The 14,100-nt window shown below is 73.7% G+C and carries 8 protein-coding genes; 2 read left to right on the plus strand and 6 right to left on the minus strand.

Features of this window, described 5'->3' with window-relative positions; translation table 11 throughout:
* The 6 genes from SZN_RS41650 to SZN_RS29890 form a co-directional block, all read right to left on the minus strand.
* Positions 1–313 (minus strand): hypothetical protein (locus SZN_RS41650; protein WP_007502313.1); only part of this gene is annotated, 313 nt, incomplete at its 3' end.
* A gap of 269 nt (positions 314–582) precedes the next feature.
* Complete coding sequence (gntD, locus tag SZN_RS29870) at positions 583–1,587, minus strand: guanitoxin biosynthesis L-enduracididine beta-hydroxylase GntD (protein WP_007502315.1); 1,005 nt, start codon at positions 1,585–1,587, stop codon at positions 583–585.
* A gap of 71 nt (positions 1,588–1,658) precedes the next feature.
* Positions 1,659–6,110: a non-ribosomal peptide synthetase family protein gene (locus SZN_RS29875; RefSeq protein ID WP_007502317.1), complete on the minus strand. Its 4,452-nt coding sequence runs from the start codon at positions 6,108–6,110 to the stop codon at positions 1,659–1,661.
* Between the two features lie 33 nt (positions 6,111–6,143).
* Entirely contained in the window at positions 6,144–6,344 is a 201-nt protein-coding gene (locus SZN_RS29880) for an MbtH family protein (RefSeq protein WP_007502318.1), read from the minus strand.
* Between the two features lie 43 nt (positions 6,345–6,387).
* Positions 6,388–9,474: a condensation domain-containing protein gene (locus SZN_RS29885; protein WP_007502320.1), complete on the minus strand. Its 3,087-nt coding sequence runs from the start codon at positions 9,472–9,474 to the stop codon at positions 6,388–6,390.
* Positions 9,471–10,256 carry a thioesterase II family protein gene (locus SZN_RS29890; protein WP_106432733.1) on the minus strand — a complete coding sequence of 262 codons (786 nt, stop codon included), beginning with the start codon at positions 10,254–10,256 and terminating at the stop codon, positions 9,471–9,473. Before SZN_RS29890 ends, SZN_RS29885 begins: the two co-directional genes overlap by 4 nt.
* A gap of 309 nt (positions 10,257–10,565) precedes the next feature.
* Between SZN_RS29890 and SZN_RS29895 the strand changes: the two genes are divergently transcribed.
* Both SZN_RS29895 and SZN_RS29900 read left to right on the plus strand, forming a co-directional pair.
* Complete coding sequence (locus tag SZN_RS29895; RefSeq protein ID WP_007502323.1) at positions 10,566–12,794, plus strand: AMP-binding protein; 2,229 nt, start codon at positions 10,566–10,568, stop codon at positions 12,792–12,794.
* A 20-nt stretch (positions 12,795–12,814) separates the two neighbouring features.
* On the plus strand, positions 12,815–14,100 hold a 1,286-nt coding region (locus SZN_RS29900; RefSeq protein WP_007502324.1), incomplete at its 3' end, for a condensation domain-containing protein.

Here is a 14,100-nt window from a genome sequence, read left to right on the forward strand (position 1 = left end):
GCGCGTACCCCGAGGCCCTGCCCCCGCGGTCCGGCAGACCGGGCACGGAGCCGGCGGCGCGCGCCCCGGGCGCACCGGCCGTGCGCGGGGGCGGGTCGGCGCCGGGGAACGGGGCGCCGTCCGTCAGGAGCCACCGCAGCACCGCCGCCGGTGACAGGGCGTCCTCGGTGACCACCACCAGAAGGGACCGCTCCCCGCCCAGCCGCGCCAGCAGCACCCGGGCGGGCCCCGGGTCCGCCTCCGCCGCGGCCGTCTCCTCGCGGATCAGCTCGCCCCACCGCGCAGGGTCCGTGTCGCCCCCGAGGTCCTGCACGGTGAGTACGGTCCCCGGCCCTGCGTCCCCGGCCCGAGTCCGCAACTCCTTTGGATCGAGGGGGCCTTCGACCACCCAGCAGCCGGTGGTGAGCCCGGCGCGGCCACCCGGCGGGACACCGCGCGCACCGGCCGCAGGACCGGGTGCGCGGACGGGCGGGGGCACGGACAGGGGTACCGATGGGGGCATCGCTCGCTTCCTCCTGAGGTGCTGTCGTGGCGGGGCGGCCAGTACGGACACGCCTGGCCGCCCCGGTGTGCTCACGTCCGTCAGAACAACACGCGCTCCGCCGGACTCTCCCGGTAGGCCCGCGACTTGCGCAGGTCCCGGGTGACGACCGCCTTCTTCAGCCAGCGGTCCGTCCCGTCGAAGCGCGCCTTGAACGCGCTCCTGCCGTGCACCGCGCGGTAGTTGTCGACCACCAGCAGGTCACCGGGGCTCAACGCGACCTCGGACAGGTTCCGTTCCAGCTCCCCGGTCAGCGCGTCCAGCGCCGCCGCCGCTTCCGGATCTCCCGGCAGCGGCGACATGAAGGCCGGGTCGATCCGCAGATACGGCCGGTCCGGATGCCCGAACAGCACGGCACACGGCTCCGGTTCGTCCTGCATCAGCTGCACCACGTGCGGGGTGCCCCGGCTGGCGGTGAGCGTCCGCGCGTGCTTGAGATGCTCCTCGTCCGGCCGGATCAGGAACCGCGGCAGGCTCAGCACCGACCGGTGCTCCTCGGGCAGCACCACCTCGTCCACGCCGGACACCACCGTGGGCACCGCGTCGTGGTTCCGCAGCCCCAGCAGCAGCAGATAGTCGCAGCGGAACGGGTGGAAGCCGTCCTCCGTGTGCCAGGCCAGCTCCACCGTGCCGTGACCGCTCTGGTCGTTCTCGTGCGAGGGAACCGGCAGCACGTCGTGCACCAGCCGCCCGTTCTGCAGGGTCGACCAGCCGAAGATGTCCCCGAGGTGCGCCGTCACCAGCGTCAGGAACACCTCGTGCACCGCCGACTCCGGTTCCCCCGGCCGCTCCCGCCAGTCCAGCGGGGTCGGCCCGAGCCGGTCGTCGTCCACCGGAAGGCCGCGCACCACCAGGCAGGACTCCTGCTCGGCCGTCCTGAACCCGCGCAACTCCCTCGTCAGCCGGGCCGGCAGCCGGTGGGCGACCGCCGGCAGCTCGTCCAGCAGGGCCGGAGCGTCGCTCGTCCCGTGCTTCCGCAGGACCGAGCGGCTCAGCTCGTCCAGCGCGGCTCCCTCGGCCGCGTTCAGATCCACGTAGCGGATCACGGGCGCTCATCTCCCGGATGATCCGTACGGAAGTAGCCTCCTGTGGGCACGGGTCCTCCCTGGTCCGACGGTCAGTGGGCGGAGTTCTGCGGTACGACGACGTCCTCCGGGGCGGGCAGGTAGCCGCCGTCCACCAGGAACCGGAAGCAGGCGTGCGCCCACTCCTCGGCCACCGGCGGGCACGCGATCCCGGACCCCTCCAGGGCCTCGGTCAGCACCCGGCACTCGTCCTGCGGATCGATCTGCTTCTGCAGCTCCGGGTCGAGCGCGGCGTGCCGCATCGAGGCGACCCGCAGCAGCGGCGTCATCGGGAACAGGACGTGGTCCTCGTCGACGCCCAGCGCCCGCTGCCGGGCGTCCTCCTCGTCGATCACGTTCAGGTCGTAGCCGAACGACCGCAGCCACTGGTAGCACTGCGTCATCGTGGTGGGCGCCGGGTTGGTGATGTTGAAGTTCTTCCCGAAGTTCTCCTCCCGCAGCGAGGTGTGGACGATCGCCTGCGCCGTGAAGTCCACCGGCACCGCGTTGATGACGTCGTCGTAGAGCGGCAGCACCCCGAGGTCGAGGAAGCCCCGCAGATACACGTACAGGTAGTCGGTGTGGTGCGAGGCGCCGGTCCGGGTGTGACCGGTGATCATCCACGGGCGCTGCACGGTCACCGGAATGCCCCGGTCCCGCGCCAGGTACACGATCTTCTCCGCCAGCCACTTGCTGCGCGGGTAGCCGGTCGGGATGCGGTTCGGGCCGCTGTCCAGGTCCTGCTCGGTGAACGGCCGCTCCGCCCCGGTGCCCATGAAGACGTCGACGCTGGAGACGAAGTGCACCGACTTCAGGGTCCGCGTCGTGGCCAGGCGCAGCACCTCCTTGGTGCCCTCGACGTTGGCCGGGCGCGCCGCCTCGTACGGGTAGGTGAAGTTGACGACCGCGCCGCTGTGGTAGACCACGTCGATCTCGGCCGCCACGGCGGTGAACTCCGCCTCGCTCAGCCCGAACCGGGGCTTGGCGAGGTCACCGACGAGCATCCGCATCCGGGGCCGGTACGCCTCGTCCCAGGCGTGGTACTTGCGCAGGGTCTGCTCCATCCGCTCCCAGGCCGTCTCCTCGTCCTCCGCCCGCACCAGGCAGTGCACGAGGGCGTCGGTGCGCTGGATGAGCTCCACCGCCAGGAACGCGCCGAGGTAGCCGGTGGCCCCGGTGACCAGGGCGTGGCGCGGCGCGAACCACTCGGAGTGCGGCAGGTCGCCCGGGGTGATCTCCTCCGGCAGCCGGATCTCCGCGTGCAGTTCCTTCAGTTGCTGCGCGTACAGCACTTCGCTGTCCACGTTGTCGCGCTGCCGGCGGTCCTCCTCGATGACGGCGGCGATACCGGCCACCGTGGGCACCCGGAAGATCTGCTCCACCGGCAGCGCCACGTCGTGCGTACGGGAGAGCTGGGCGGTCAGCCGGGCCACCAGCAGGGAGTTGCCGCCCAGTTCGAAGAAGTCGGCCACCGCGCTGACCTTGGAGACGCCCAGCAGGGAGCAGAACGTCTCGGCGATCTCGGCCTCCAACTGCGTCCCGGGCTCCACGAAGTCCTCGACCGCGAGGTCCGGGGCCGGCAACGACCCGGTGTCGATCTTGCCGTTCGGGGTCAGCGGCATCCGCTCCAGCGTCACGAAGGCGCTGGGCACCATGTAGTCCGGCACCTGCGCCAGGACGTGCTTGTTCAGGGTCTCCCTGGTCAGCACCCGGCCGACCGCGGGGACCACGTAGGCCACCAGACGGGGCACACCGGGCTGGTCCTCCCGCGCGATCACCGCGGTCTCGGCGACCAGCGGGTGGCGCAGCAGCACGTTCTCGATCTCGGTCAGCTCGATCCGGAAGCCGCGGATCTTGACCTGGGTGTCCGCGCGGCCCAGGAACTCGACGCTGCCGTCCGCCCGGTAGCGGGCCAGGTCCCCGGTCCGGTACAGCCGGCCGCCGGGCTCCTCGCCGAAGGGGTCGGGCAGGAAGCTGCCCGCCGTCATCCCCGGCCGGTTGACATAGCCGCGGACCACGCCCTCGCCGCCGATGTACAACTCGCCGGGCACACCGGGCGGTACGGGGTTGAGCCGCCTGTCCAGCAGATGCAGGCGGGTGTTGGGGATCGGGCGGCCGATCGGCACCCGGCCGGCCCCGGCGTCCTCGGCGGTCACCGGGTGCACCGACGCCCAGACCGTCGCCTCGGTCGGGCCGTACTCGTTGAACAGCGCGACGCCGGGGGAGCGCCGCCGGTGGGCCTCGACCAGTCCCGGCGGCAGCACCTCACCGGCCAGTACCGTCGCCCTCACCGACGGGAACGCCTTGGTCTCGGACTCCAGCAGCACCGCGTACTGCGAGGGCACCCCGTCGACGTGGGTGACCTCCTTGGCCCGGATCAGCTCCCCGAGCAGCCGCGGGTCCAGGACCTCCGCCTCGGTGGGCACCACCACCGTGCCGCCGCGCCGCAGCGTCCAGTACAGACCGCCGCCCGAGGCGTCGAAGGTGAACGGGGCCAGCACCAGGTAGCGTTCCGGCAGCCCCGGCCCCTCGACGACCGAACGGGCCAGCGTGGAGTGGGTGATCTGGCGGTGCTCCACCGCCACGCCCTTCGGGCGGCCGGTGGACCCGGAGGTGTAGATGACGTACGCCAGGCTGTCCGGCGCGACCGGCACGGCGGGCCGCTCGACCGGGCCGTCCGGGTCCGCGGTCGGCACCACCACCCGCTCCAGGCCGGGCGCCGTGCCGTCGAGCCCGTCCAGGGTGCCCCGGCTGCCGACGAGGACCCTGATCCCGGCGTCCGCGGCGATCGAGGCGATACGGTCCGCCGGGTACGACGGGTCCAACGGTACATACGCCGCGCCCGACTTGAGCACACCGAGCAGCGCCACCATGGTGTGCACCGACCGGTCGGCCAGCACCCCGACGAGCGACTCGGGGCCCGCGCCCAGCCCGGCGAGCCGGGCGGCCAGCGACTCCGCCCGCGCGTCCATGGAGGCGTACGTCAGCTCCGCCGAACTCGACGTCAGGGCAACGGCGTCCGGGGTGGCCGCCGCCGCCCGCCCGACCAGTTCGTGCAGCAGCCGGGACCCGGTGTGCGCGGTCGCCGTCGCGTTCCACGCGGACAGCCGCTCCCGGTCCGGCGCGGACAGCAGCGACAGGTCGGACAGCGGGCGGTCCGGCTCGGCGAGCCCCGACTCCAGCAGGAGCAGCATCCGGTGCAGCAGCCGTTCGACGGTCTCCCGGTCGAAGAGAGCCGTGTTGTGGTGGGCGCGCAGCGACAGCTCCCCGTCCCGGCGCACCGCGTAGAGGTCGATGTCGTGCGGGGTCCAGGTCACCGGCAGGCTCAGCGGGCGGGCCACCGCCCCGGGAAGCTCCCGGCTGCTCCACTCCTCCTCGAAGCCGAACAGCACCTGGAACAGCGGGGTGCGGCTGAGGTCGCGGACGGGCCGCGCCGCCTCCACGATCTGCTCGAAGGGCAGCCGCGCGTGCTCCAGCGCCTCGTCGAGCGCCGAACCGGTGCGCCGCAGCAGTCCGTTCAGGGATTCGGCCGGCTCCAGGTCGAAGCGGACCGGCAGGGTGTTCTCCAGCGGGCCCACCAGCTCCTCGGCACCGTCCTGCCAGGACGGCGGCACCGGCACACCGACCGCGAACGTCTGCTGCTGGGCGTGCCGGGCGAGCACGGTGGCGTAGCCGGCGAGCAGCAGCTGCGAGAGCGGCCGGCCGGTGCCGGAGGCGAACTCCTCCAGCGCGGCGCGCAGTCGCGCCGGGACCGGTACGGACACCACGTCGGCCTCGATGGTCTTCACCGGCGGCCTGGGCCGGTCGGTGGGCAGTTCCAGACCGGCCAGTCCCGTGGTCCGGGCCCGCCAGAACTCGATGTCCTTCTCGGCCTCGTCTCCGGTCAGCCACGCGCGCTGGGCGGCGCCGAGCGCCTCCGGTTCGGCGGCGGGCGAGGCGGCCTGACCGCCCTCACCGAGCAACTGCCCGTACCCGCTGAGCACTTCGTCGGTGAACAGCCGCACCGAGCGCCGGTCGGCAACGAGCTGATGGACCGTCAGCAGCAGGACGTGGTCCTCCTCGCCCAGCCGCAGCAGGCTCGCCCGCACCAGGGGACCCTGCGCCAGGTCGAACCGGCGGCGGGTCTCCGAGGCGGAGATCCGGGCCAGTTCGGCGTCGAGCCGCGCCGGATCGACCTGGACGACCGGCAGCCGCAGCGACGCCACCGGACGCACGGTGGCCAGCGGGCGGCCGTCCACCGTCCGGAACGTCGTGCGCAGCACCTCGTGGCGCTGCACGGCCGCCGACAGCGCCTGCTGGAGTACGGCGGGGTCGGTCCGGCCGGTCAGCCGCACCGCGGTGCCGGTCTGCCACGGCCGCTTCTCGTCGAGCTGGATCAGCAGCCACAGCCGGCGCTGCTCCAGGGTCAGATTGCTGGTGACGTCGGCGGAGGCGTCCAGGAGGCCCGCCAGGAGCGTGCGCTTCTCCTCGGCCGTCAGTGAACTGATCTCATGCTGCGCGCTCATCGGGTGGACTCCCGTCCTAGCTGTCGGATGCGGTCAGACGGAGCGTTCGCGGACCGAACGAGGACGCATGTCGGTCCACACCCGCTCGATGTGCTTGAGGCATTCCTCCTTGCTGCCCGTCGGGCCGTCGGCGGTCCAGCCCGCGGGCACCGCCCGGTCGGCGAACCAGATCGAGTACTGGTCCTGTTCGTTGATGACGACCTGGAAGGCGGTGTCGGCGTCGTCGATACCCATGAGGGCTCCTCGTGGTGGTCGGTGACCGGTGCGGAAGTGAAGGTCAGTTCAGATGGCGCAGGAGCTGGTCCAGTTCGTCGTCGGACAGTTCGGCGAGCTGCGCGAGCAGCGCCTCGTCGGCGGTCGGCCGCGTGCCGCGGGCCTTCTCCAACTCCTCGACGGCCGCCGCGAGTCCGGCGGGGGTCGGCAGCCGGAAGAAGTCGCGGACCGGGACCTGGAGGCCGAACTCGGCCCGGACCCGGCTGAGCATCTTCGCGGCGAGCAGGGAGTGGCCCCCGAGCCCGAAGAAGTCGGCGTGCATCCCGATCCCCGACAGCCCCAGGACCTCCTGGAAGACGGCCAGGACCCGGCGTTCCACCCCGTTGCGCGGCGGCACCCGCTCCGCCGGGTCGAGCGGCGCCCGCTCGGGCGGCTCCGGCAGCGCGCCCCGGTCCGTCCCGCCGTCCGGGCCCTTCGGCAGCACGTCCAGGACCCCGAAGGCGTCCGGGACCTGGTGCGCGGGCAGCGCGGCGCGGGCGCGGGCCCGTACGCCCGCGGCGAACGCCTCGCGTTCCGCCCCGGTGCCCGCCGCGACCGTGCCGTCCGGCACCAGCCAGGCGGCCGGCCGGCCGTGCGCCGCGCCGGTGGTCACCGCCGATTCCGCCACCCCCGGCAGGCCCGAGAGCACCGATTCGACGTCCGCCGCCCGAACGGCGCGGTCGCCCGCGAACAGCCACCCCGCACCGGGCCCGACCGCCTCCAGGGCGCCGTCCCGGTTGCGGCGGCAGCGCAGCCCCACCGGCTCGGCGCCGCCCGACGCGTCCACGACGTGCAGTTCGCCGACCACACCGGACGGCACGGGCCGCCCCCGCGCGTCCAGCACCTCGCGCACCACCCCGGCGGGCGCCGCTCCCAGCAGCCGGCCCCGCGAGCCGTCCAGCGGGGCCAGGGCGACCGGGGCGGCCGTCGGGCGCGGGCCGGGACGGCCGAGGAACACGGGACGGCCGGTGCGGGACAGCATCTCCACCAGGTCGGACGCCAGCACCTCGCCGACACAGACCAGCCGCGCGCCCGGCGGCGGCTCCCAGCCCTCGGTCAGCACGCGCCGCCAGGTCGGCGGGTCGGCCAGGACCCACACGGCGGGCGGCCCCGCCGGGGCCCGCTGCACCCCCGACAGCATCAGACTGCGGGCGTACGCCAGCGGCATCAGCAGGTCCACCGGCGACGGCGGGGCATCCCCGTCCAGCAGCAGCACGTCGTCCTCCGGCGTCACCGCCAGCCGGTCCGCGACCGACGCCAGCGCGGCGGCCAGCGCCGCGTGCGTCACCGCCCCCTCGGGCACCGGGCCGTCCACCCCCCAGGCGGGGGTGCCGGGTCCGGCCGCCCCGGCAACCTCCACCGGGTCGAACCGCGGCCCGGTGGTGATCAGCCAGCCGCCCTCCTCGCCCTCGGCCCGCCGCACGAAGGCACCCGCCCGCTCGTGCCGCCGCCCGTACACGGGCACCGCGCCCACCTCGAACACCGCGAGCAGGACGGCGACCAGCGCCGCCGACGGCACGGGGGGAGTGCTCACCCGCACCCCGGGCCCGGCGATGCCCTCGGCCCGCAGCCGTACGGCCAGATCCGCCGCCCACTCGCGCAGCTCACCCAGTGTCAGCACCGCGTCCGCCGACGACAGCACCACGTCGTCCGGCCCGCGCCCCGCGAGCAGCCCGGCCACCGTCACCGCCGGGTGCCCGGACGCGGGGGCCCGCCCCGCCGGCACCGCGGCCTCCGCCAGGGGCAGCGCCCCCACCGGGACCGCCGGATCACGCAGCGCGTCCACCAGCACCAGCCGGTGCAGCTCCACCAGGCGTGCCGCCGTCGCCGCGTCGTACAGGCCCCGGTCGTAGTCGAGTTGGAGCCGCAGCCCGTCACCGTCCGGCAGGACCGTCAGCCACAGGTCGAACTTGGCGGCCGTGACGCTCAGTTCCACCGGCGTCATGTCCAGGCCGGACAGCCGCAGCGCGTCCGCGCGGGAGTCGGGCATCGAGAACATGACGTCGAAGAGGGGATTGCGGTCCAGGACCCGGACCTGCCGCATCTCCTGCACCAGCCGGTCGAAGGGCATCCGGTCGTGCGAGAACGCCGCCACACACGTGTCGCGGACCGCCTCCGCCGCCGAGCCGAAGCCGCCGGACGGCGCCAACCGGGCCCGCAGGACGAGGGTGTTGGCGAAGAACCCGATCAGCCCCTCCGCGTCCGGGTGGTGGCGCCCCGCCACCGGGGTCCCCACCACCACGTCCTCCTGGCCCGTCACCCGGGACAGCACCGTCATGAACCCCGTCAGCAGCACCATGAACAGCGTTCCGCCCGACCGCTTCGCCAGCGCCTCCAACGCGGCCGTCGTCGCCCCGTCCAGCCGCTCCTCCACCCGGCCGCCGGCACCGCCGCGCCCCTGCTGCCGGGGACGGTCAACCGGCAGCTCCAGCGCGGCCGTACCGGCCAGGGCGCCCCGCCAGTGCGCGGTCAGCGCCTCCAGCCGGTCTCCCGACAGCTCCTCCTCCAGCCAGCCGACGTAGTCCGCGTACTGCACCGGCAGCTCGGCCGGCTCGGCCGCGCCGTCCTCCCGCAACCCCCGGTAGGCGTCGGCGAGGTCGCCGTAGAAGACATCCATCGACCAGCTGTCGCAGACCAGATGATGGATCGTCACGATCAGGGTGTGCCGGTCCGCCGCCTCCCGGACCAGGACGAGCCGCAGCAGCGGGGGCGCGTCCAGGGCGAACGGCAGGGCCGCCTGCTCCCGGGCCAGCGTCTGCACCCGCGCCTCGGCCGGCGCGGCCGGCAGACTCGCGCAGTCCACCACCGGCAGCGACACCAGCGCCTCGGACAGCACCAGCTGGTGCGGATCGCCGTCGACCAGACCGACCCCGGTGCGCAGCGACTCGTGCCGCGCCACCACCGCGTTCACCGCCTGCTGGAGCAGGACGACGTCCAGCTCACCGGTCAGCCGCACCGCGCTCACCACGTTGTAGGCGGCGTTGCCGGACGGGTTCAGCTGGCAGACGAACCAGAGACTTCGCTGCGCCGGGGCGGCGGGCAGCACGAAGTAGTCGCTGTAGTCGCGGGACTCCCCGCTGCCGACACCCCCGGCGTACGAGGAACTGCTCACCGCGTGCCCGCCTCCCCCGTGCCCGATACGCCGAGCGCCGCCTCGATGTGGGCGACGACGCTCCTCTCCTGGTCCTGAACGAAGTAGTGGCCCCCCTCGAACTCGCGCACCGAGCACTCCGCCGACGTCTGCACGGCCCATCCCGCGTCCCTGGGCCGCATCAGCGGGTCCCGCGCGCCGCGCAGCACCCGCACCGGCACCGGCAGCGCGGGCCCCGGCGCGTAGCGGTACGTCTCCGCCAGGGTCAGATCCGCCCGGATCGTGGGCAGCATCAGCGTGACCAGCTCCTCGTACGTGGAGAGGTCCTGCGGCTCCATCCCCTCCCAGGCACGCAGCCGCGCCAGCAGCTCCGCGTCCGGCAGATGGTGCACCTCCTCCTGGTCCCCGTACTGCGGGGCGTCCCGGCCGGACACGAACAACGCGCGCGGCAAGGGCAGTTCGAGCGCGGTGAACCGGCGCAGCACCTCGAAGGCCACCAGCGCCCCCATGCTGTGCCCGTAGAACGCGTACGGCCGGCCCGTCAGCGGTCGCAGCGCCGGCACCAGCGCGTCCACGAGCGCGGTCATCTCCAGGAACGGCCGCTCCCCGAGACGCACCTCGCGGCCCGGCAGCTGCACCGCGGTGATCCGCAGGGCCGAGGTCGCCCGGTGCCAGGTCTGGAACATGGCGGCGCTGCCCCCGGCATGCGGGAAGCACACCACCTCGCAGACGGGATCGGTGACTTCGCCGAATGATCGGAACCAACGGGAACCCAGTCGGGTCGGGCGCACCTCTACCTCCATCGGAGACGGTGAACGCAGAACACGAGAATGTGCTGGGCCGGCACGAGCGGAACGGAAATGTCCGACCGGGCCGCGGCGCAAAGTCCAATGCGCACCGATCTCATGCCTATCAGTTCCCGTGGAGGGCGCTCAATCACCACCTCGGCGGCTGAGAGGCGAGCGATAAGAAACTGAGAGCCGAGTGAGAGACCGCGCCCTTCTAATTGCGTCGGCGCCGAAGTGTGCCGCCGTACTGCCGCCCGTCTTCGAGCGCCGGCGCCGGCCCGGTCCGACACCGGGCCCCCGCGGCCGAGGGAATGGAGTCCGCCGATGCCGAGCCCCGCCCGCCCCACGCTCGTGCACACCCTCGTCGGGCACGCCGCCACCCGCGGCGGGCAGACGGCGTACGAGTACCTGCACGACGACGGGCGGGTGGACAGCCTCACCTACCAGGAGCTGCTGACACGAGCCACCCGGGCCGCCCGGCACCTGCGCGCCGACACCGGTCAGAAGGGCCCCGCGCTCCTGCTGTACCCGCCTGGCCTGGACTTCGTCGTCGCGGTCTGGGCATGCTTCCTCGCCGGGGTGCCGGCCGTGCCCGCATATCCGCCGATCTTCGGCTCCACCGCCCGCATCGCCGCCCGCTTCACCCGGATGCTGGAGGACTCCCGGGCCGCCACCCTCCTCGCCGACCCCGCGCTGCTCGGCCTCCTCACCCCCGACGCCGACGCCGACGACGGGCCCCGCGTCCTCACTCTCGACGCGGCCGACGCCGGCGCCCCGCCCGCGGACACCGGCCCCGACTCCGACGCCCTGGCGGACCTCCTGCGCACCGCCGCCGCCCCCGCGGACCCGGCTCTCATTCAGTACACCTCGGGAAGCACAGGGCAGCCGAAAGGCGTCGTCCTGGAACACCGGAACCTTCTCGCCAACATCAGGGCCATCACCGAGGTGTTCCAGCTCGACGAAACCGCACGGGTCGTCTCCTGGCTGCCGCCCTATCACGACATGGGGCTTATCGGATTCATCCTCACACCCGTCCACGGAGCATTTCCGGTCCGGCTGATGTCACCCGTGCATTTCCTCAAGAATCCGCTCGCCTGGATCCGGCAGATCAGCGAACTCGGCATCACCCACACCGGCGGACCGAATTTCGCCTACGACCTGTGCGACCGGCGCGCGGCCACCGCCGACCTCGGCGGACTCGACCTCAGCACCTGGCGGCTCGCCTTCAACGGCGCCGAACCCGTACGCCCCGCCACCCTCCACCGCTTCGCCGACCGCTTCGCACCCCACGGCTTCCGCCCCGAGGCGTTCCTGCCCTGCTACGGACTGGCCGAGGCCACCCTCATCGTCACCGGACACCACTGGCCCGGCCACGACACCGGCGTGGACGAGGACGGCCGCGTCGACTGCGGCCCCGTGATCGACGGACACACCCTCGCCCTCGTCGATCCCGACACCGGCGTCCCGGTCGCCGACGGCGCCGAGGGCGAGATCTGGATCAGCGGCCCCAGCATCAGCGACGGCTACTGGAACGCCACCGGCACCTCCGACGGCGAACTCTTCGGCGACCTCGGCGGCACGCGCCACCTGCGCACCGGCGACCTCGGGCGGCTGCGCGCCGGACACCTCACCGTCACGGGCCGGCGCAAGGACGTCCTCATCCAGAACGGCGTCAACCACCATGCGCACGACCTGTGTTCGGCCGCCACCGAGAACAACCCCGCGGTACGCCCCACCGCCGCCGCCTTCAGCGGACCCGACGACGAGATCGTCCTCGCCGTCGAGGTCGCCGGCCACAACCACGACCGGGCGGCACTCGCATCCGACATCCGCACCCGCGTCCTCGACTCCACCGGGGCCCGCGTCCACACCGTGGTCCTCTGCCCGCCCCGCAGCATCCCCCGCACCACCAGCGGCAAGATCCAGCATTCCCTGGCCCGGGCCCGCCACCTCGACGGCACCCTGGGCGGCACCGCCGTCACCGCCACCCCACCCACCGCCGCCGAGGACGCCGAACTCCTCACCCGCCTGCTGTCCACCGTCTTCGCCGCCGTCTGCCAAGTCCCCTCCTGCGGACCCGACCAGACCCTCGCGGCCATCGGCGGGGACTCCCTGCGCGCCGCCGAGATCGCCGCGGTGCTCGAAGACGCCCTCACCCTCCCCGTCCCCGTCGAGGACGTGCTGCGCGCCCGGTCGCCCCGGGAACTGACCGCACGCCTCACACAGCACTGGGCCGGGCGCGGAGTGCCGCGGACGGACGTCCTGGAACGCGTCAGGACGCTGACGACCCGCGAACGAGCCGACGACCCACCCGAGCCCGTCGACCCACCCGCGCCCGGAATCGCACCCGAGCCCGGCGATACACCAGAGCCCGCCGACGCACCTGCACAGGGCGGCGCACCTGCACAGGGCGGCGCACCTGCACCGGGCGACGTGGCCGCACCCGCCGACGCACCGGCAGTCGACGGCCACGACGACGCGCACGGGGGCGACGACGTCCGCGGCCACGGAGCCGCGCGCGGAGGCGACGACGCGGAGGGCCACGTCCGATGACCACACGGAGGACGACGCCTGTGTCAGACAGCGCTCAGGTACCCGCCGACCTCGGCCGCGACCTCCTGGCCCGCTGGCGTGCCCGCACCACCGGGACCACCGCGACCGCCGCCCCACAGGTCGGACCCGTCCAGCTCGGCCTGCGCCTGTTCGAAGAGATCCACCCCGGAACCACCGCCAACATCCTGCGCTTCGACGCCGAGACGGGCGGCCCGCTCGACATCGGGCGGCTCGCCGACGCGCTGCGCACCCTCGCCCGCCGGCACGCCGTACTGCGCACCACCTTCCCGCACGAGGACCGCACCACCTGTGCCGTCGCGCCCGCGTCGGACGCCGAACCCGACCTGACCGTAACCGAGTTCGGGCACCTCGACGCCGAGACCGCCCGCGACCGGGCAGGCGCCGAGGCCGACGCCCGCGCCGCCGAGCCGATGGACCTCGCGACCGGACCGCTCTGGCGCGTCGCCGTCTGGACCCTGCCCGACGGCACCGGCCGACTCCAGCTGCTGGCCCACCACATCGTGGCCGACGGCTGGTCACTGGGCGTGTTCCTCACCGAACTCGGCACCCTGTACGCGGGCCTGCCCCTCGGCCCGGCCACCCCGCTCCCCGCCGTCCCGGCCGAGCCGGACCCCGCGGACCTCGCCGCCTGGCGCGACCGGCTCGCCGGCGCCCGCCCCCTCTCGCTGCCCACCGACCGGCCCCGGCCGGCCGTCCGCCGCTTCCGCTCCGGGCACGTCGACGTCACCCTGGACGCCGAACTGATGCGCCGCGTACAGGAAGTGGCCGACAGCAACACGATGACGCCCTTCATGGTGCTGCTCTCCGCGTTCCATCTGACCCTGGCCCGCACCGCCGGACACGGCGACATCACCGTCGGATCACCCATCGCCACCCGCGAACGCCATCGTGCCCCGGGCGCCATCGGCCCCCTCGCGACCATGCTGGCACTGCGCACCGACACCACGGGCGCGCGCACGGTCCGCGACGTACTGCACGCCGTACGGGACACCTGTCTCGACGCCTACAGCGGCGCCCACGTCCCCGTGGAGACGGTTGCGGAACAGGCCGGACTGCGCGGTACCTCCCTCTACGACGTCCTCTTCGTCCTCCAGCCCCGGCCGCCACAGACCCGGCTGGCCCAAGTGCCGCTCCGCCCGCTGGTGATGGCGCCCGACACGGTCCGCAACGACTGCGAGCTCTACCTCTGGCAGGGCGAGGACGGCGTCACCGGCTTCCTCGGCTACGACAGCGACCTGTTCGCCCCGGAGACGGCGGCGCTCCTCGCGGCCCGCTTCCACACGGC

Origin of the sequence: Streptomyces zinciresistens K42, assembly GCF_000225525.1 — a bacterium.
Taxonomy (GTDB): Bacteria; Actinomycetota; Actinomycetes; order Streptomycetales; family Streptomycetaceae; genus Streptomyces; species Streptomyces zinciresistens.

Excerpts from the sequence above, each read along its gene's own strand:
- SZN_RS29875 (WP_007502317.1), bottom strand. The coding sequence starts at position 6,110 with ATGAGCGCGCAGCATGAGATCAGTTCACTGACGGCCGAGGAGAAGCGC.
- SZN_RS29880 (WP_007502318.1), bottom strand. The coding sequence starts at position 6,344 with ATGGGTATCGACGACGCCGACACCGCCTTCCAGGTCGTCATCAACGAA.
- SZN_RS29890 (WP_106432733.1), bottom strand. The coding sequence starts at position 10,256 with ATGGAGGTAGAGGTGCGCCCGACCCGACTGGGTTCCCGTTGGTTCCGA.
- SZN_RS29895 (WP_007502323.1), top strand. The coding sequence starts at position 10,566 with ATGCCGAGCCCCGCCCGCCCCACGCTCGTGCACACCCTCGTCGGGCAC.